Annotated in this window: 20 protein-coding genes; 4 read left to right on the top strand and 16 right to left on the bottom strand. The window is 72.9% G+C overall.

All coding sequences use genetic code 11. The features are described from left to right. The first annotated feature begins 49 nt into the window (after positions 1 to 49). Positions 50 to 1,075 (top strand): phosphatase PAP2 family protein, encoded by a 1,026-nt coding sequence (locus DNK56_RS11940; protein ID WP_111333374.1) that lies wholly within the window; start codon positions 50 to 52, stop codon positions 1,073 to 1,075. Positions 1,076 to 1,152: 77 nt separating this feature from the next. On the opposite strand, the gene DNK56_RS11935 is transcribed toward DNK56_RS11940, so the two are convergent. Continuing rightward, positions 1,153 to 1,368 carry an I78 family peptidase inhibitor gene (locus DNK56_RS11935; protein WP_111333371.1) on the bottom strand — a complete coding sequence of 72 codons (216 nt, stop codon included), beginning with the start codon at positions 1,366 to 1,368 and terminating at the stop codon, positions 1,153 to 1,155. Positions 1,369 to 1,988: 620 nt separating this feature from the next. Here DNK56_RS11935 and DNK56_RS11930 point away from each other — a divergent pair. After that, on the top strand, positions 1,989 to 2,771 hold the full coding sequence (locus DNK56_RS11930; protein WP_111333369.1) for a hypothetical protein: 783 nt from the start codon (positions 1,989 to 1,991) through the stop codon (positions 2,769 to 2,771). A gap of 149 nt (positions 2,772 to 2,920) precedes the next feature. Continuing rightward, positions 2,921 to 3,178 carry a hypothetical protein gene (locus DNK56_RS11925; RefSeq protein ID WP_111335708.1) on the top strand — a complete coding sequence of 86 codons (258 nt, stop codon included), beginning with the start codon at positions 2,921 to 2,923 and terminating at the stop codon, positions 3,176 to 3,178. Positions 3,179 to 3,274: 96 nt separating this feature from the next. Here DNK56_RS11925 and der read toward each other — a convergent pair whose 3' ends face one another. From der to aroH, 5 genes are all read right to left on the bottom strand, one after another. Then, the gene (der, locus tag DNK56_RS11920; RefSeq protein ID WP_111333366.1) at positions 3,275 to 4,744 is read right to left on the bottom strand and encodes a ribosome biogenesis GTPase Der; all 1,470 of its coding nucleotides are present in this window, start codon (positions 4,742 to 4,744) and stop codon (positions 3,275 to 3,277) included. Positions 4,745 to 4,808: 64 nt separating this feature from the next. Then, positions 4,809 to 5,516 carry a lysophospholipid acyltransferase family protein gene (locus DNK56_RS11915; RefSeq protein ID WP_111333364.1) on the bottom strand — a complete coding sequence of 236 codons (708 nt, stop codon included), beginning with the start codon at positions 5,514 to 5,516 and terminating at the stop codon, positions 4,809 to 4,811. Next, positions 5,513 to 6,229 (bottom strand): (d)CMP kinase, encoded by a 717-nt coding sequence (gene cmk, locus DNK56_RS11910; protein WP_111333362.1) that lies wholly within the window; start codon positions 6,227 to 6,229, stop codon positions 5,513 to 5,515. Before cmk ends, DNK56_RS11915 begins: the two co-directional genes overlap by 4 nt. Before the next feature lie 138 nt (positions 6,230 to 6,367). Then, positions 6,368 to 7,453 carry a prephenate dehydrogenase gene (locus DNK56_RS11905; protein ID WP_111333360.1) on the bottom strand — a complete coding sequence of 362 codons (1,086 nt, stop codon included), beginning with the start codon at positions 7,451 to 7,453 and terminating at the stop codon, positions 6,368 to 6,370. Continuing rightward, entirely contained in the window at positions 7,450 to 7,812 is a 363-nt protein-coding gene (aroH, locus tag DNK56_RS11900; RefSeq protein WP_111333358.1) for a chorismate mutase, read from the bottom strand. Before aroH ends, DNK56_RS11905 begins: the two co-directional genes overlap by 4 nt. 128 nt (positions 7,813 to 7,940) lie before the next feature. Between aroH and DNK56_RS11895 the strand changes: the two genes are divergently transcribed. Then, positions 7,941 to 8,639 carry a nucleotidyltransferase domain-containing protein gene (locus DNK56_RS11895; protein ID WP_111333355.1) on the top strand — a complete coding sequence of 233 codons (699 nt, stop codon included), beginning with the start codon at positions 7,941 to 7,943 and terminating at the stop codon, positions 8,637 to 8,639. A gap of 23 nt (positions 8,640 to 8,662) precedes the next feature. Here DNK56_RS11895 and DNK56_RS11890 read toward each other — a convergent pair whose 3' ends face one another. The 10 genes from DNK56_RS11890 to ald form a co-directional block, all read right to left on the bottom strand. Further along, a complete protein-coding gene (locus tag DNK56_RS11890) occupies positions 8,663 to 9,679 on the bottom strand; it encodes an ADP-ribosylglycohydrolase family protein (protein ID WP_111333353.1) in 1,017 nt (338 codons plus the stop codon). Further along, positions 9,676 to 10,407, bottom strand: coding sequence for an NUDIX hydrolase (locus DNK56_RS11885; protein WP_111333351.1), 732 nt, complete (start codon positions 10,405 to 10,407; stop codon positions 9,676 to 9,678). The genes DNK56_RS11890 and DNK56_RS11885 overlap by 4 nt, the downstream gene beginning before the upstream one ends. Continuing rightward, positions 10,404 to 11,483 (bottom strand): AAA family ATPase, encoded by a 1,080-nt coding sequence (locus DNK56_RS11880; protein ID WP_111333348.1) that lies wholly within the window; start codon positions 11,481 to 11,483, stop codon positions 10,404 to 10,406. Before DNK56_RS11880 ends, DNK56_RS11885 begins: the two co-directional genes overlap by 4 nt. Then, positions 11,480 to 12,133, bottom strand: a complete 654-nt coding sequence (gene pnuC, locus DNK56_RS11875; protein WP_111333345.1) for a nicotinamide riboside transporter PnuC — start codon at positions 12,131 to 12,133, stop codon at positions 11,480 to 11,482. The genes DNK56_RS11880 and pnuC overlap by 4 nt, the downstream gene beginning before the upstream one ends. 133 nt (positions 12,134 to 12,266) lie before the next feature. Beyond that, entirely contained in the window at positions 12,267 to 13,424 is a 1,158-nt protein-coding gene (locus DNK56_RS11870; protein ID WP_111333343.1) for a pseudouridine synthase, read from the bottom strand. Further along, positions 13,424 to 14,071, bottom strand: a complete 648-nt coding sequence (scpB, locus tag DNK56_RS11865; protein ID WP_111333341.1) for an SMC-Scp complex subunit ScpB — start codon at positions 14,069 to 14,071, stop codon at positions 13,424 to 13,426. Before scpB ends, DNK56_RS11870 begins: the two co-directional genes overlap by 1 nt. Before the next feature lie 4 nt (positions 14,072 to 14,075). After that, the gene (locus DNK56_RS11860; protein ID WP_111333339.1) at positions 14,076 to 15,050 is read right to left on the bottom strand and encodes a segregation and condensation protein A; all 975 of its coding nucleotides are present in this window, start codon (positions 15,048 to 15,050) and stop codon (positions 14,076 to 14,078) included. A gap of 72 nt (positions 15,051 to 15,122) precedes the next feature. After that, entirely contained in the window at positions 15,123 to 15,713 is a 591-nt protein-coding gene (locus DNK56_RS11855) for a hypothetical protein (protein WP_111333337.1), read from the bottom strand. Continuing rightward, a complete protein-coding gene (locus DNK56_RS11850) occupies positions 15,710 to 16,828 on the bottom strand; it encodes a ParA family protein (RefSeq protein ID WP_111333335.1) in 1,119 nt (372 codons plus the stop codon). The genes DNK56_RS11855 and DNK56_RS11850 overlap by 4 nt, the downstream gene beginning before the upstream one ends. A gap of 366 nt (positions 16,829 to 17,194) precedes the next feature. Then, complete coding sequence (ald, locus tag DNK56_RS11845; protein ID WP_111333333.1) at positions 17,195 to 18,310, bottom strand: alanine dehydrogenase; 1,116 nt, start codon at positions 18,308 to 18,310, stop codon at positions 17,195 to 17,197. Positions 18,311 to 18,465 lie beyond the last annotated feature (155 nt).

The raw sequence follows: 18,465 nt of genomic DNA, 5'->3' as shown, positions 1-18,465 counted from the left end.
CCGCCCGGATCGACCGGGACACTCACTCACTCGCTGTAACGTCGATTGGGTGCGTACCGACATCTTCGCCCGGCTGGACCGGGAGCCGGAACCGCCGAAGATAGAGACACCGCGGATGAGCCGTCACCGCATCGCTCTCTTCGGCGGGACGTTGGCGTTCTATGTGGCCATCGTCGTCGCCGTGCTCATGTCGACCTGGCTGGTGGCCCTGGACTGGAAGGTCATGCTCTTCCGGCCCTACGAGCAGTGGCCCTCGATCCACGCCGCCCTCGACTACTACGTGGTCCTCGGGCAGCGCGGACCCACGGCGGTCATGGTCGCCTGCTGGCTCGGCTGGCGCTCCTGGCGGCAGCACACCCTGCGTCCGCTGCTGACGCTGGGCGCCTCGCTGCTCCTGCTCAACCTGTCGGTGGGTGCGGTCAAGATCGGCCTCGGCCGGCTCGGCCCGCACTACGCGACCAGGATCGGATCGGCCGAGCTCTTCGCCGGCGGCGATATATTTCCCTCGGGTCACACCGCCAACGCCGTGGTGACCTGGGGCATCCTCGCCTACCTGGCCGCCACCCCGAGGGCCAGGCGCTATCTGTCGGCCCTGTCCGCGATCGTCTCGCTCGGCGTCGGCCTCACGACGGTCTACCTCGGTACGCACTGGCTGAGCGACGTGCTCCTCGGCTGGGCGGCCGGCCTGCTCATCCTGCTGGGCCTGCCCTGGGTGGAACCGCTGATCACCCGCGCCGAGAACTGGATCTTCGTCGCCCGCGCCCGGCTGGGCGCACCCGGCAGCAGGCCGCTGCGCCCGGCGCCCGCCGCCGCCCCCGCCGCCGCCCCCGTGGCCGCCCCGGCCGGCCGGCCGGGCACGCCGCAGACCGGGGACGAGCCGGCCGCGCAGAGCCCGGCACACGGTCAGACGGGGCGCCCGCCGACCGCGAGCACCCGCCCGCGCCCCGCGCCCGCCGTCCACGCGGTGCGCTCGGAGCGGTCCCCGGTCACCCCGGCCGGCAGCCGCCGCCCGCCGCACGCGGACCGCGCCTCGCGCGGGGGTACGGCTCCGGCCCGCCCGGTCGCCGGCGGCTGACGCCCCTTCCGTACCGCCCCCAGGGCCCCGGCCGCGACGGCCGGGGCCCTTCGCGCGTCCGGCGGGCCCGCGGGCGGTCAGCCGGTCCAGCAGCGCCGGACGACGCCGCCGTCGACCTCGAAGTTGATCCGGCCCGCCTGGAACTCCATCGTGACGAACGTGCCCGGCGCGAGGGACCGGACGGTGGTCCAGCCGTGCTCCCGGGCCCGCCGCTCGGCGGTCTCCGCGGCGAGGCCCACATACGCGCCGGTGGCGTCGTCGGGCTGGGCGGGAGGGGTCGGTATGGGTGCCATACCTTCACCGTAGGCGGCCGGGGGCGGAGGCGGTAGCCGGGGCCTCACGGGGCCGCACGGCACCTTCACGTCCCTCACCGGTCACGCTTGTGTCACAGGATCACGACATGTGTTCCCCTCGGGCTCCTTCACTCGAACGAGCGATTCACAACCGGACGCACAGTAATCGCACAGGCCGGTGAACGATCATCGGACCGGTAGGCCCGGGGCGCGGAAACCGGGCGGAAACCGGGTCGATTTCCGCCTCCCGGCGCAGTTGAATTCCGCACGGAAAGCACGCCGCAAAGGCGGGCTTCGCCGGTATTTAACCTTTCCTTATTGTGCCCTTGTCCGAAAGGGCCGCCGGAGCCGCCTCCGGGAGGGCCCGGACACGCGCCGGCGACCGTATAGCGGACATCCCGCTCCCCCGCATTCCGACCCTGCGCGGGCGGCCCGTCGCGCCCCCGTCGCGCCCCCGTCGCGCCCCCGCCGCCCCCCGCCGCCCCGCGCCGCCCGCGCGCTCCGCACGCCCCCCGGCCCGATTCCGTACGCCTTCCGGCGTGACCCCGGCAGCGGATCGCCCGTTGTCATCACTGAGCCGGGAACCGCCCGGCGCACGTACCGAGTTCGAGGAGCCACCCGTGCCGCGCATGCTCGATGTCAGCGAGGACGTACGCGCCGAGATCGGCGACGCCGAAGCCGACCGGCTGCTCGTCGGCGACAACGCCCCCGGCAGCTACGACTGCACCTCCTGCCGCACCCCCGGCGACTCCGAGCAGGAGCGCACCAGCACGGTGCTGTTCGTCGGCGACGAGACCGCCGTGCTCGCCTTCGCGCACGCCAGCTGCATCCCCTCCCAGGTCGTCCAGGTCGCCGAGGAGCAGCTCCAGGGCGCCGTCCGCAGCATCACCGGCGGCGACGGGGGCGAACCGGAGCGGGTCGTGCCCGAACAGGCCGTCCTCGGCATCACCAGCGGCCTCGTCCTGATCGACGACGAGCTGCACCCGGCCCTGGTCGTGGAGCCGACCGGCGCCATCGCCCGCCCCGGCACGGACGGCCGGGACGGTGACCAGTTCCTCCAGCTGCTCCTGGAGCAGGGCTTCCAGCCGGTCCACCGCATGGAGCAGGTGCCCGAGGTGCTGCACGGCTGGTCGATCCTGCTCGCCATGGGCCAGCTGCACGCCGTGCTCCAGCCGGGCACGGGGGGCGGCTCCCCGGTCGCCTGGTGGCAGGCGCACGCGCCGCTCCAGGTCACCGAGGGCTGGCGGACGGCCGTCAACAAGTCGCAGACCGTCCTCGTCTACGCCGCCCCGGCGGGCTCCATCGGCCAGCAACCCCGCGAGGACCTGCTGCGCGACGCGCTGGAGAAGGCGTCGGCAGCCGGGCTCCTGGTCGCCGCCGCCATGCCGCTGGCCGGGACCTGACCGTGCCGGCGCTCCCGCGCCGCCGGCGAACAGGTGTCTTCCCGACGGGTGTTTCTCCGGCGGGCCCGCATCCGACGACCGACGAGGTCGTTGGCCCTTACGTGCACTCATACGACCCCTCCCACCAGCGCCAGGGCCCCATCCCCGCCATGCGTCCCTCGCAGGAACCCTCGGGCGGCCCGTCCCACACCCCGATCTACGACGCGCTGTACTCCGAGTACCGCCGCTCGTTCCGGGCGCTGCCGGGAGACCGGACCGGGGAGGAGAATCTGGGCCTCCAGGCCCTCGGCACCGGTCTGCCCGGCTCGCGCGCCCCGATGCGCGGCCTCGGCGGCTGGCAGCGGGTGGGACGGCACGCCGGGCACGCCCGGCCCGCGGCGCTGCCGCCCGGCTCGCGGGACGCCTGACCGCGGGGACCGGCGCAGGCCCCGGGACACGGCGCAGCCCCGGACCGCACGCGCGCCGTGCGGTCCGGGGCTGCGCCGTGCGCGTACCCCTGGGGGCTACTTCTTGCGGCCGCGCTTCTCGCGGACCCGCACCGAGATGTGGATCGGGGTGCCCTCGAAACCGAACTCCTCGCGCAGCCGGCGCTCGACGAACCGCCGGTAGCCGTGCTCCAGGAAGCCGGAGGCGAAGAGGACGAAGCGCGGCGGCTTGGTGCCCGCCTGGGTGCCGAACAGGATGCGGGGCTGCTTGCCGCCCCGGACCGGGTGCGGGTGGGCGGCGACGATCTCACCGAGGAAGGCGTTGAGGCGGCCGGTCGGGACGCGGGTCTCCCAGCCCTCCAGCGCGGTCTCGATCGCGGGGACCAGCTTCTCCATGTGGCGGCCGGTGCGGGCGGAGACGTTGACCCGGGGGGCCCAGGCGACCTGCGCCAGCTCCGTCTCGATCTCCCGCTCCAGGTAGTAGCGGCGCTCCTCGTCCAGCGTGTCCCACTTGTTGAAGGCGAGCACGACGGCGCGGCCCGCTTCCACGGCCATGGTGACGATGCGCTGGTCCTGGACGCTGATCGTCTCGCTGGAGTCGATCAGGATGACCGCGACCTCGGCCTTCTCCAGGGCGGCGGCGGTGCGCAGCGAGGCATAGTAGTCCGCGCCCTCCTGGAGGTGGACCCGGCGGCGGATGCCGGCCGTGTCGATGAACTTCCAGGTGACGCCGCCGAGCTCGATCAGCTCGTCCACCGGGTCGCGGGTGGTGCCGGCCAGCTCGTTGACGACGACGCGCTCCTCGTTGGCCACCTTGTTCAGCAGCGAGGACTTGCCGACGTTGGGGCGGCCGATGAGCGCGATGCGGCGCGGGCCGCCGGTGGCGGTGCCGAAGGACTGCGGCGGGGCCTCGGGCAGCGCCTCCAGGACGGCGTCCAGCATGTCGCCGGTGCCGCGGCCGTGCAGCGAGGAGACCGGGTGGGGCTCGCCGAGGCCGAGCGACCACAGAGCGGTGGCGTCCGCCTCGCCGCTCTGGCCGTCCACCTTGTTGGCACAGAGCACGACGGGCTTGCCGGCCCGGCGCAGCAGCTTGACGACGGCCTCGTCGGTGTCGGTGGCGCCGACGGTGGAGTCCACCACGAAGACGACCGCGTCGGCCGTCTCGATGGCGTACTCCGCCTGGGCGGCGACGGAGGCGTCCAGGCCGAGGACGTCCTGCTCCCAGCCGCCGGTGTCGACGACCTTGAAGCGGCGGCCCGCCCACTCCGCCTCGTAGGTGACGCGGTCGCGGGTGACGCCCGGCTTGTCCTGCACGACGGCCTCGCGGCGGCCGATGATCCGGTTCACCAGGGTCGACTTGCCGACGTTGGGGCGACCGACGACGGCGAGGACGGGCAGCGGTCCGTGACCGGCCTCGTCCAGCGCGCCCTCGACCTCTTCCGGGTCGAACCCCTCCTGCGCGGCGAGCTCCATGAACTCCGCGTACTCGGCATCGCCAAGCTCTCCGTGCTCGTGGTCCGAGCCGCCGGAGTGAATCTGGTCGTTCATGAAGTCCGTTCCTCTTTGCATCATCATCGATGGACCGCGCAGCGCGCGGTCCACTACTCAAGTCTTACTCGGTGCGCCCGGTGAGGCGCCCGGCGTGCTCCAGGTGGCCGGTCAGCCGGTCCTGGATGCGCAGCGTGGCCTCGTCCAGCGCCTTGCGCGTACGTCTGCCACTGCCGCCCACCCGTCGCCCGCCACCACCCTCGCGGGAGCTTCGCGCCCCTTCCTGGGCTTCGAAGGGTGCTCCGAAGACGATGTCGACGCGGCTGCGCAGCGGCGGCAGTGCCGATATCAACCTGCCGCGGCGCTCGGTGCTTCCCAGGACGGCCACGGGCACGATCGGCGCCCCGCCGCGCAGCGCGAAGTACGCGAGTCCGGCGCGCAGCGAGGCGAAGTCTCCGTCGCCCCTGGTGCCCTCGGGGAATATCCCGAGCACCCCGCCGCTCTCCAGCACGCCGAGCGCGCGGGTGATGGCGGTGCGGTCGGCGGTCGTGCGGTCCACCTCGATCTGGCCGATTCCGTGCAGGAACGGGTCCAGGGGGCCGACGAACGCCTCTTTCTTGATCAGGAAGTGGACGGGCCGGGGCGCGGTGCCCATCAGCATCGGCCCGTCGATGTTGTGCGAGTGGTTCACCGCGAGTATGACGGGTCCGGCGGCGGGTACCCGCCAGGCGCCGAGGACACGGGGCTTGAAGAGCCCGTACATCAGCCCGATCCCGATGCCGCGCCCGACCGCCGCACCGCGCGGCGAGGGCGCGCCCGTGGCGTCGGTCACTTCGCGGCCCGCGTCTCCCCGACGAGGGTGACGACACACTCGATGACCTGCTGGAGCGTCAGCTCGGTGGTGTCCACCTCGACGGCGTCGTCCGCCTTGGCGAGCGGCGAGGTCTTGCGGCCGGAGTCCGCGGCGTCCCGCTTGATCAGCGCCTCCTTGGTGGCGGCGAGATCGGAGCCCTTGACCTCGCCGCTGCGGCGGGCTGCGCGGGCCTCCGGCGACGCGGTGAGGAAGATCTTGAGGTCGGCGTCGGGCAGCACGGTGGTGCCGATGTCGCGGCCCTCGACCACGATGCCCTTCTCCGCGCCGGCGGCGATGGCGCGCTGGAGCTCGGTGATCCGGGTGCGCACCTCGGGGACGGCGCTGACGGCGCTGACCTTGGAGGTGACCTCCTGGGTGCGGATCGGGCCGGAGGCGTCCTCGCCGTCGACGGTGATGGTGGGGGCGGCGGGGTCGGTGCCGGAGACGATGACCGGCTTTCCGGCGGCGGTCGCGATCTGGGCCGCGTCCTGCACGTCGACGCCGTTGTTCAGCATCCACCAGGTGATGGCGCGGTACTGGGCGCCGGTGTCCAGGTAGCTGAGGCCGAGCTGGGCGGCGACGGCCTTGGAGGTGCTGGACTTGCCGGTGCCGGAGGGGCCGTCGATGGCGACGACCACGGCGGCCGGGGCGGTCCGGACGGCGGCGCTTACGGTTTCCACGGTGGTGGACACCTTCCTGGTGCTCGGGCGGGCTGGGCGGGACGCGTGAACCCGCCCCGCACAAGGTTACCGAGTGCCGGGACGGGTCCGACCACCCCTGTGGACAACCGTGCGACCGGGGTGCGGCGCGGCGGGGGCGGCGACGCGGGGCTACTGCCGGAGCGACCAGCCCCGCTCGCGCAGTGCGGCGGCCAGGGCCGGGGCGGCGCTGGGTTCGACCATGAGCTGGACGAGCCCGGCCTGCTGGCCGGTGGCGTGCTCGATGCGCACGTCCTCGATGTTGATGCCGGACCTGCCCGCGTCGGCGAAGATCCCGGCCAGCTCGCCGGGCCGGTCGCTGATGAGGACGGCCACGACCTCGTAGGAGGCGGGGGCGGCGCCGTGCTTGCCGGGCACCCGGACGCGTCCGGCGTTGCCCCGGCTCAGGACGGAGCGGATGCCCTCGGTGCCGGCGCGCCGCTCGTCCTCGTCGGCGGACTGGAGCCCGCGCAGCGCGGTGACGGTCTCCGTCAGGTCGGCGGCCACCCCGGCGAGGACGTCGGCGACCGGGCCCGGATTGGCGGCCAGGATCTCCACCCACATCCTCGGGTCGGAGGCCGCGATCCGGGTCACGTCCCTGATCCCCTGCCCGCACAGGCGCACCGCGGTCTCGTCGGCGTGCTCCAGGCGGGCCGCGACCATGGAGGAGATCAGCTGCGGGGTGTGCGAGACGAGGGCGACGGCCCGGTCGTGGGCGTCGGCGTCCATGACGACCGGCACGGCGCGGCACAGCGCGACCAGTTCCAGGGCGAGGTTGAGCACCTCGGTGTCGGTGTCCGGGGTCGGGGTGAGGACCCAGGGGCGGCCCTCGAACAGGTCGGCGGTGGCGGCGAGCGGTCCGGAGCGCTCCTTGCCTGCCATGGGGTGGGTGCCGATGTAGGCGGTGAGGTCGGCCCCCAGCGCCTCCAGCTCGCGGCGCGGGCCGCCCTTCACGCTGGCGACGTCGAGGTAGCCGCGGGCGACGCCGTCGCGCATGGCGGCGGCGAGCACGGCGGCGGTGTGGGCGGGCGGTACGGCGACGACGGCGAGGTCCACCCGGTCCTCGGGCGGTGTGTCGGTTCCGGCGCCGAGGGCGGCGGCGGTCCTGGCCGACTCGGGGTCGTGGTCCACGAGGTGGACGGCGATGCCGCGGCTCGCGAGGGCGAGGGCGGCGGAGGTGCCGACGAGGCCGGTACCGATGACGACGGCGCTTCTCACTGGGCGATGTCCTTGCGCAGGGCGGCGGTGGCGCCGAGGTAGACGTGGTTGATCTCGGCCTTGGACAGATAGGTCTCGACGTGGGCGAGGATGCGTACGACGCGGGGCATGGCGCCCTCGATGTCCAGTTCCTGGGCGCAGATCAGCGGGACGTCGACGATGCCGAGGCCGCGCGCCGCGGCGGCCGGGAAGTCGCTGTGCAAGTCGGGCGTGGCCGTGAACCAGATGCTGATCAGGTCGTCCGCGACGAGTTCGTTGCGTTCCAGGACGGCGGTGAGCAGGGCGCTGACCTGCTCGTCCATGTGCCCCGCCTCGTCCCGCTCCAGCTGGACGGCTCCGCGGACCGCTCGTACCGCCACGTCGTGCTCCTTGCTTGTCCGTATCGCTTCGGGCGCTTGTGATCAGCGTAGAGGGGCGGCGGGGGCGCGCGCCGGGGCGCCCTTTTTATGAGACGCGCCGGTGCGGGGCGCTGGCGTACGCTCCCGGCATGATCGCTCCGACCGACGAGGAACTGGCGCGCCGGCACACGGTCTACTCCTGTGTGATGGGGTCACGCGCCTTCGGTCTCGCCACGGAGGACAGCGACACCGACCGGCGGGGCGTGTTCCTGGCGCCGACGCCGCTGTTCTGGCGCTTCGAGAAGCCGCCCACGCATATCGAGGGCCCGGCCGAGGAGCAGTTCTCCTGGGAGCTGGAACGCTTCTGCGAGCTGGCCCTGCGCGCCAATCCCAATGTGCTGGAGTGCCTGCACTCGCCGCTGGTGGACCATGTGGACGCCACCGGCCGCGAACTGCTGGCGCTGCGCGGCGCCTTCCTCTCGCTGCGGGCCCACGACTCCTTCGTGCGTTACGCGGTGGCGCAGCGCCGGAGGCTGGAGGCGGACGTCCGGCGGTACGGCGCCCCGCGCTGGAAGCACGCCATGCATCTGCTGCGCCTGCTGGCGAGCTGCCGGGATCTGCTGCGCACCGGCGTCCTGGACATCTCGGTGGGCGAGGCCCGCGAGGACCTGCTGGCGGTCAAGCGGGGCGAGGTCCCCTGGCCGGAGGTGGAACGCCGCATGACCCGCCTGGCCGCCGGGACCGAGGAGGCGATCGCCGCCTCCCCGCTGCCGGCCGAGCCGGACCGGGCGCGCGTGGAGGACTTCCTGATCCGCGTCCGCCGCGCGTCGGCGCTGGCGGCGGGCTGAGCGCCCGCCGCCGTACGGCCCGTTCACGCGTCCCAGAGCGCTCCCAGGGCCAGCAGGTCGGACCGGTACTCGATGCGGTCCACCCACGCGGTGGGCCAGGCGCCGGCGCCGAGGTGGGCTCCGGCCAGGGCGCCGGTCAGGCAGGCGATGGAGTCCGAGTCGCCTCGGGTGCAGGCGGCCCGGCGCAGGGCGGTGACGGGCTCGTCGGGGAAGAGCAGGAAGCAGTGCAGGGCACTGGCGAGGGCCTCCTCCGCTATCCAGCCGTCCCCCGTCCGCTCGCACGGGTCGGTCTCCGGGGAGGGGCTGCGCAGCGCGTCCTGGACGGTTTCCAGCGCGGCCAGGCACTCGTCCCAGCCCCGCCTGATGAACGCCTCGGGCGAGGCGTCGTGGGTGTGGCGCCACAGGTCGCCGAGCCAGCCGTCGAGGTAGCGGTCGCGGTTCTCGTACGCGTAGGAGCGCAGCAGGCCGATCAGGCCGAGGGGTTCGGCGCCCCGGGCGAGCAGGTGCACGGCGTGGGCGGTCAGGTCGGAGGCGGCGAGCGCCGTGGGGTGGCCGTGGGTGAGGGCGGACTGGAGCTGGGCGGCCCCGGAGCGCTGTTCGCCGCTGAGGCCGGGGGCGAGTCCGATGGGGGCGACGCGCATGTTGGCGCCGCAGCCCTTGGAGCCGGTCCGGCTGGCCTCCTGCCAGGGCCGGTCGCCGTCGAGGAGGTGACATGCCTCCAGGCAGGTGCGGCCGGGGGCGCGGTTGTTGTCGGGCGAGTGGTACCAGTCGACGAACTCCTCGCGCACCGGGCGGGCCAGCCGCAGCCCGGTGAGCGTGCCGCGGTCCATGGCGGTGCGCAGGCCCCGGCCCAGGGCCAGGGTCATCTGGGTGTCGTCGGTGACGAGGGCCGGCTTCGGCAGCTCCATCTCCCGCCAGGGCCCGCACTTGGCGAGGATCGACGGCACGTCGTTGAACTCGGTGGGAAAGCCCAGCGCGTCACCGAGGGCGAGGCCGGTCAGGGCGCCGGTGGCGGCCCTCTTCGTACGGGTCGTGGTCATCTCTCGCGTCCTTCCGGTCGCAGCAGCGGGGGGTGCAGGGTGGTGGCGTCGCCCGCCCGGTAGAGGGCGGCGGGTTTGCCGCGGCCGCCGGTGCGGCGCGGGGCCCCTTCCGCGGGCCGGACGAAGCCCGGTGTGGCGAGGACCTTGCGGCGGAAGTTGGGGCGGTCCAGCTCCACGCCCCAGACGGTCTCGTAGACCTGCTGGAGCTCGCCGAGGGTGAAGTGCGGCGGGCAGAACGCGGTGGCCAGGCAGGTGTATTCGAGCTTGGCGCCGACGCGTTCGCGGGCGTCGGCCAGGATGCGGTCGTGGTCGAAGGCGAGCGGGCCGGTGCGGTCGGCGTCCCACCACCGGGCGCCCGCCGCGTCGCCGCCGCCGCGCGGTTCGGGCAGGTCGGGGACGAGCGCGGCGTGGGCGACGGAGACCACGCGCATCCTCGGGTCGCGGTCCGGGTCGCTGTAGGTGCGCAGCTGTTCCAGGTGGAGGCCGGAGACGGTGCCGGTACTCAGCCCGGTCTCCTCGGCCAGTTCGCGGCGGGCGGCCTCCCCGGCGGACTCGCGGGGCAGCAGGAAGCCGCCGGGCAGCGCCCAGTGGCCCCGGTACGGCGCTGCGCCGCGTTCGACGAGCAGGACGTGCAGCCGGGACGCGCGGACCGTGAACACCGCGAGATCGACGGTGACCGCGAACGGTTCGAAGGCGTGCGGGTCGTAGCCCTCGGGGGCGGCGCTCATCGGTGCTCCGGGAGGGGTGCGGTGAAGTTCCAGCCCTCGGCGAGCAGCGCGTCCACGGCTTCGACCGCGCGGGCGAGCCGGGTCTCGTGGCTGCCGGTCAGCTCGATGAACGGGCGGCCGGTCCGGGTGAGTTCGGCCCGGAACCGGTCGGTCATCCAGGGCCGCAGCTCCTCGCCGTCGCGCAGCCCGTCGTCCTCGAAGGCGACGCCCTCGTGGTCGGTGAGCAGCCACAGGTGGTGGCGGACCCGGTCGGCGATCCGCTCGACGAGGGGGTTGCGGCCGCCGACGTACCGCTCGTGCCACACGGTGGTGGCGAAGGAGTCCGTGTCGCAGAAGAGCACCGGGGAGCCGGTGGAGGCGGCCTCCTCCTCACGGGCGTTCTGGGTCTCGGCGATGTGCGGGAAGTCGTGGGTGGACAGGGTGACGTCCTCCCACTGGGCGCGGGGCCACCGCTCGCGCAGCTCGGCGAGCTTGTGCTCGCTGAACTCGCGCCCGTACTCGGCGACGTACCCCGTGTGCGCCCAGACGCCGCCGCGCCGACGGTAGTGGGCGGCCAGGGCGCGGGCCAGCGTGGTGGTGCCGGTGGACTCCGCGCCGAGGACGACGACGCGGCGGGCGAGCGCCGCCCGGACCGGCGCTTCGAGGAAGCCCCACTGGCCGGCCGGGTCCGCGCGGACTGCGGTGCCGGAGACCGGGTGGACGGTGCGCCCGGGGTCGACGCAGACGTTCTCGGCGCCGAAGCGGCGGGCCAGTTCCTCCCCGTACGACTCCGAGGTGAAGACGGCGTCCACCCGTTCCGGGACCGCGGCGGTGAAGACCGCCATGTGGGCGTCCCAGACCGCCGGGTCGTGGAGGTCCATGTGGATGTCGTCCATGGTGCCCACCACCGTCACACCGGGGTGCGCCCGGCGCATCCACTCGACGCGGTCGGCGAGCGGGACGGACTCCACGGAGGCGGCGCAGACGAGGACGGTGAGCCGTTCGCAGCGGGCGGCCGCGGTGCGGACGAGGTGGTGGTGGCCGGCGTGCGGCGGGTAGAACTTGCCGAGCACGAGTCCGTGCGGATAGCGCTTCATGCCGGAACCTTCGCGGGTCGCGGGCCGGATGTGGCCAGGTCGCGGCGCCAGTTGCGCAGGCCGGCCAGGCACAGGGTCAGGAAGCCGATGTACAGCAGCGAGGTCAGGTACAGCTCCTTGTGCGCGTACAGCGGGATGTAGACGACGTCGGCGGCGATCCACAGCCACCAGGACTCGACGAGCTTGCGGCACTGCCCGTACGTCGCCGCGAGCGAGAGCGCGGTGGTCAGGGCGTCCCAGAACGGCACGGTCGAGTCGGTGGCCCGGTCGAGCAGGACCGTCAGCGCGACGGTCCCCACCGCCCCCGCCACGAGCAGCCCGGTCCACTCGGTGCGCGTGGTGCGCCGCACCGGCAGCCCGTCCGTGCCCGGTCCACCCCCGTGGGTCCAGGTCCACCAGCCGTACGCGGCGAGGGCGATGAAGACGATCTGGAGTCCGGCGTCGGCGTAGAGGCCGGACTGGGTGAACAGCAGGATGAAGAAGAGGTTGTTGGCGATGCCGATCGGCCAGTTGGCGAGGTGCTGGCGGGCCACGAGCCAGACGCACAGCGCGCCGCTGCCGAAGCCCAGCACCTCGGTCCAGCTGACCGGGGTGTCCAGGACCGTCACCAACGGCTGCTGCAGGGGATCGAGTATGTCCGCGAGACTCACGCCCGCCTCCTTAATAGTCACTGTGACTATAAAGGGTCGGAGCGGCATGCGAAAGGCCCGCGGCCGGTTTCCCTTCCGGAAGAATCCGGGAACGGAACCGGCCGCGGGCCTCGGGTACGGGCTACAGGGAGGGCTACAGGCCGACCTCGCGCATCAGCATGCCCACCTCGGTGTTGGTGAGCCGGCGCAGCCAGCCCGACTTCTGGTCGCCCAGGGCGATCGGGCCGAAGCCCGTACGCACCAGCCGGTCCACCGGGAAGCCCGCCTCGGCCAGCATCCGGCGCACGATGTGCTTGCGGCCCTCGTGCAGCGTGACCTCGACCAGGTAGTTCTTGCCGGTGTTCTCCACGACCCGGAAGTGGTCGGCGCGGGCGTAGCCGTCCTCCAGCTGGATGCCGTCCTTGAGCCGCTTGCCCAGGTCGCGCGGGAGCGGGCCCTGGATGGCCGCCAGGTACGTCTTCTTCACGCCGTACTTGGGGTGGGTGAGACGGTGGGCCAGCTCGCCGTGGTTGGTGAGCATGATGATGCCCTCGGTCTCGGTGTCCAGCCGGCCGACGTGGAAGAGGCGCGTCTCGCGGTTGGTGACGTAGTCGCCGAGGCACTGGCGCCCGTCCGGGTCCTCCATCGAGGCGACGACCCCGGCCGGCTTGTTCAGCGCGAAGAACAGGTAGGACTGGGTGGCCACGGTCAGCCCGTCCACCTTGATCTCGTCCTTGTGAACGTCGACGCGCATGCCCTGCTCGATGACGATCTCACCGTTCACCTCGACCCTGCCCTGGTCGATCAGCTCCTCGCAGGCGCGGCGCGAGCCCATGCCGGCCCGGGCGAGCACCTTCTGCAGCCGCTCGCCCTCCTGCTCGGCGCCCGGGTGCGTCTTCGGGGTCCTGATCTCGGGCTTGTTCGCGTACCGGTCGCGGTTGCGCTGCTCGATCTTCGCGTCCAGCTCGCGCGGGCGCGCCGGGGCGCCGTACGGGCCGCGCCGGGGGCCGCCCTTCGCGCCGCCGCCCTGCGGGCTCTTCGGACCGCCCTTGGCGCCGCCCCGGGCCGCCGCGCCGCGCCCCTTGCGAGCCCCGTCGGCGCCGGGCCGGTCGGAGCCCACCTCGTAGCGGCGCTCCTCGGGCCTGGGCTTGCGGGGGCGCTCCTCGTTCCGGCGGTCCTCGCGCTCGGAGCGGGGCGTCCGCGCGTTCGGGTTGCTGTTCCGGCCGGTGCCGCTGTGGTTCCTGCCGCTCCGGCCCCCGCCGCTGCCGCCGCTCCTGCCGCCGCTACCGCTGTTCCTGCCACTGCTTCGCATCAAAAGTCCGTCTTGTCGTCTGCGTGAGTATCCGGGGTGTCCGGTGCGTCCGGATCGAACGACGGCACACCCTCTGGCGTCTCGGCCTCGATCGCGTCCGCCTCGGGGAGGAAGGGCGCGAGCTCCGGGAGCTCATCCAGGCCACGCAGGCCCATCCGCTCCAGAAAGTAGTTCGTCGTCCTGTACAGGATCGCACCTGTTTCGGGTTCCGTGCCCGCCTCCTCGACGAGGCCCCGCTGGAGCAGGGTCCGCATGACCCCGTCACAGTTCACGCCGCGCACCGCCGAGACCCGCGAGCGGCTCACCGGCTGCCGGTACGCGACCACCGCCAGGGTCTCCAGCGCCGCCTGGGTCAGCCGGGCGTGCTGGCCGTCCAGCACGAACCCCTCGACCGCCGCCGCGTACTCGGGCCGGGTGTAGAACCGCCAGCCGCCCGCGACGAGCCGGAGGTCGAAGCCGCGCCGCTGCGCGGTGTACTCGCCGGCCAGTTCGCGCAGCGCGGCCGCCACGGCCCGGCGGGGCCGCTCCAGGATCTTCGCGAGGTGCTCCTCGGTGGCCGGCTCGTCCACGACCATCAGGACGGCCTCCAGGGCGGGCTTGAGGTCGAGATCCGCGACCGGGGAGCCGGTGGGGCCCTGCTCGCTCATGGCGTCACGTCCTTCGGGGGTGCGGTGAGGCGTCCGGGGCCTCCTGGTCGAACTCGTCCGTCACAGCCGGCTCGGCGCCCTCCCGCCCCGCCCAGCGCACCATCAGCTCGCCGAGCGCCACGTCCTGGTCCAGGGCGACGGCCTTCTCCCGGTACAGCTCCAGCAGGGCGAGGAAGCGGGCGACGACGGTGAGGGTGTCCGGGGCGTCCGCGGTCAGCTCCCGGAAGCTGATCTCCCCCGCCTCGCGGACCCGCGCCACCACGATGCCCGCCTGCTCGCGCACGCTGACCAGCGGGGCGTGGATGTGGTCGACGTACACCTGCGGCCGGGGCCGGGGCCGCATCGCCTTCACGGCCAGCCGGGCGAAGCCCTCGGCGCCGATGCCGATGACGACGTCCGGCAGCAGTTCGGCGTGGTGCGGTTCGAGGCCGACGGTACGGGGGAAGCGGCGGGCCTCGGACGCGAGGCGGTCGCTGAAGATCTCCGCGACCCGCTTGTACGCGCGGTACTGCAGGAGCCGGGCGAAGAGCAGGTCCCTGGCCTCCAGGAGCGCCAGGTCCGCCTCGTCCTCCACCTCGGCCGCCGGGAGCAGCCGGGCGGCCTTGAGGTCGAGGAGGGTCGCGGCGACCACCAGGAACTCGGTCGTCTGGTCCAGGTCCCAGTCGGGGCCCATGGCCCGGATGTGGGCCATGAACTCGTCGGTGACCTTCGACAGCGCGACCTCGGTCACATCCATCTTGTGCTTGGAGATCAGCTGGAGCAGCAGATCGAAGGGCCCCTCGAAGTTGGCCAGCCGCACGGTGAACCGGCCGTCGCCGGAAGCGGGCGCGGATGCCTCGGATTCGGGGGCGCCTGCGGGCGCGGGCGGCTCGGGGACCCCGGCGGCCTCGGGCGGCGTCTCCACGGGCGCGGCGCCCGCCCCGGGTCCGCGCCCCAGCGGGCGGCGGGCGGTGCGGGCGGGCTCGTCGGGTGTCGGCATGGAGGTCCAGGTGCGCGGAAGGGGATACGGCGGCGGGCGGCGGCCCCTCGGGGCAGGCTACCCGCGTGCCGGTCAGCGGCCGCGCAGTCGCCGTACGAGGATGCTCGCGTCGCCCCGGGACTCCAGGTCGGCCAGGACCACGGCGACCGCCTCGCGGACGATCCGGCCCCGGTCCACGGCGAGGCCGTGCTCGCCGCGCAGGACGAGGCGCGCGTGCTCCAGGTCCATCAGCTCCTCGGCGGAGACGTAGACCGTGATCTTCTCGTCGTGGCGCTCGCGGCCGCTGGGCCGCCGGTTCGCCCCGCGTCCGCCGCGCCGGCGCTGCTGCTGCACCACGGGGGCCTGGGCCGGCTCACGCTCGGCGGGCTGCTGCGGGCGGCGGGCGGCCTGCGCGGCGACCGCGACCCGGTCGCCGGCCTCGCCCCGGCTGCGCGAGTCGCCCGTGTCGGCGCCGGCCGTCGAGTGCTCGGGGCGGGCGGGTGCGGTGCCGGGGTCCGGGGCGGCCTCCCCGGCGGCGTCGGTGCCGGGTTCGTTCTCACCGGCCGGAGCCGGCACCCGGACCTCGGCGGCGTTCGCCTTGCGCCTCCGTTCGGCGGGCGACGAGGACTGCAGCCCCATCCCCCCGGTCGTACGGAACAGTTCGTCGGCTCCGGGCAGACTCACTCGGCGTGACACCGGGCGAGCACCTCCCTGGCGAGCTGGCGATAGGCGGCGGCACCGACCGAGTTGGAGGCGTACGTGGTGATGGGCTCACCGGCGACCGTGGTCTCCGGGAAGCGGACCGTGCGCCCGATGACCGTGTGGTAGACGTGGTCGTCGAATGCCTCGACGACGCGCGCCAGGACCTCGCGGCTGTGCACCGTACGGGAGTCGTACATGGTGGCGAGGATGCCGTCGAGCTCCAGCTCCGGGTTGAGCCGCTCCTGGACCTTCTCGATGGTCTCGGTGAGCAGGGCCACCCCGCGCAGCGCGAAGAACTCGCACTCGAGCGGCACTATGACCTTGTGCGCGGCGGTCAGCGCGTTCACCGTGAGCAGGCCGAGCGAGGGCTGGCAGTCGATCACGATGTAGTCGTAGTCGGCCATCAGCGGCTTGAGGGCGCGCTGCAGCGTGGACTCGCGGGCCACCTCGCTGACGAGCTGCACCTCGGCCGCGGAGAGGTCGATGTTGCTGGGGAGCAGGTCCATGTTGGGGACCGCGGTCTTCAGCAGGACCTCGTCTGCCGCCATGCCCCGCTCCATGAGCAGGTTGTAGACGGTCAGGTCCAGCTCCATCGGGTTGACCCCGAGGCCGACCGAGAGGGCGCCCTGCGGGTCGAAGTCGACGAGCAGGACACGGCGTCCGTACTCCGCGAGTGCCGCGCCCAGGTTGATGGTCGACGTCGTCTTGCCGACGCCGCCCTTCTGGTTGCACATCGCGATGATCTTCGCGGGGCCGTGATCGGTCAGCGGGCCCGGAATCGGGAAGTAGGGCAGGGGGCGGCCGGTCGGGCCGATCCGCTCGCGGCGCTGGCGGGCCGCGTCCGGCGCGAGCGTGGCCGCGTACTCCGGATCGGGCTCGTACTCGGCGTCGGGGTCGTAGAAGTGCCCCTGGGGCGTCTCGTCGAAGTCGGCGAGGGGGGCGGTGTCCCGGCCACTCTCGTTGCCGGCCATGGCGTTCACGTGTAGGCCGTCCATCATCTGGGGGACTGTCGTCATGTGCTGGTGGGTGGCGAAGGTGCGGACAGCGACGGAGCCGACAGCCTCCAGCCCGTGCGGGCTCCGGCCCCGTGCGGGCATCCCTGGTCGAACACCTCCGGGAGTAATTGTCGACTCATTCACAAGTCGTCTTACCTCCTTGGACGTGACCAGGAAACTTATCGATAGGTCAGCGTGGCACCATGCCGACGATTGGCGACTCTATGGCGTGTCCCCTGTCCGCAGCAACACAATCCGCCGGACCCGGCACGTTGTGTCGGCAATCGAACGCCCCGCTGTCAAGGGCGCGCCGTGCCCGGAGCACACTTTTCCCGAGTGTACGAAACGGTTGAATGGTTACGTTCACGACGAGTTGCTCGGGGGCGCGCGGGCTCCGGGCACGCCTCCGGCCGGACCTTGACAACAAGGTCCGGCCGGTCACGCGGAGTTGACGAAGTCGGTTGACCGTCAGCCGATGAGCGAACTCAGTTCGACGTGGTCGAGGCCGTGCGCCTCCGCCACCTCGCGGTAAACCACCTGTCCGTCATGGGTGTTGAGGCCCTTGGCGAGGGCGGCGTCGCGGCGCAGCGCCTCCTGCCAGCCCCGGTTGGCCAGCTCCACGATGTACGGCAGCGTGGCGTTGGTGAGGGCGTACGTCGAGGTGTTGGGCACCGCGCCGGGCATGTTGGCGACGCAGTAGAAGACCGAGTTGTGCACCGTGAAGGTGGGCTCGGCGTGGGTCGTGGCGTGCGAGTCCTCGAAGCAGCCGCCCTGGTCGATCGCAATGTCGACAAGTACACTTCCGGGCTTCATCCTGGCGACCAGCTCGTTGGTGACCAGCTTCGGCGCCTTGGCACCGGGGATGAGCACGGCACCGATGACGAGGTCGGCCTCGACGACCGCCTTCTCCAGCTCGAAGGCGTTGGAGACGACCGTCTGCACCTTGGTGCCGAAGATCTTGTCCGCCTCGCGGAGCTTGTTGATGTCCTTGTCGAGCAGGGTGACGTGGAAGCCGAGGCCCACGGCGATCTGGGTGGCGTTCCAGCCGGAGACGCCGCCGCCGATGACGACGGCCCGGCCGGCCGCCGTACCGGGCACGCCGCCCGGCAGCACACCACGGCCGCCGGCCGAGCGCATCAGGTGGTACGCGCCGACCTGCGGGGCCAGCCGGCCCGCGACCTCGGACATCGGGGCGAGCAGCGGCAGCGCGCGGTTCGCGGTCTCGACGGTCTCGTAGGCGATGGCGGTGGTGCCCGACTCCAGCAGGGCGTCGGTGCACTCGCGGGAGGCGGCGAGGTGCAGGTAGGTGAAGAGGGTCTGGCCCTTGCGGAGGCGGTGGTACTCCTCGGCGACCGGCTCCTTGACCTTGAGCAGCAGGTCGGCGGCGGCCCAGACCTCGTCGGCGGTCTCCAGGATGGCCGCCCCGGCCGCCACGTACTCCTCGTCGGTGATGGAGGAGCCCGCGCCGGCACTCCGCTCGACGACGACCTGGTGGCCGTGGCGGACGAGCTCATGCACACCGGCAGGCGTGATCGCCACGCGGAACTCGTTGTTCTTGACTTCGCGGGGGATGCCGACCTTCATGTCGATCACGGTCCTTGGCTCAGAGGATAATCCGGGCACAGCGCTGCAAAAGGGGTAGTTGCACCGCATGTGAAGGCACCGCGAACGGGCGCGGTACAGCCAGTCTAATGAAGGACTTCCAGCTGTCTAGCCTTGCAAAGCATTATTTTTCCCGC

Source organism: Streptomyces sp. AC1-42W, assembly GCF_003248355.1.
GTDB lineage: Bacteria > Actinomycetota > Actinomycetes > Streptomycetales > Streptomycetaceae > Streptomyces.
Note: the sequence above shows the minus strand (reverse complement) of the source record. Positions and strands in the feature narration are given on the sequence as shown.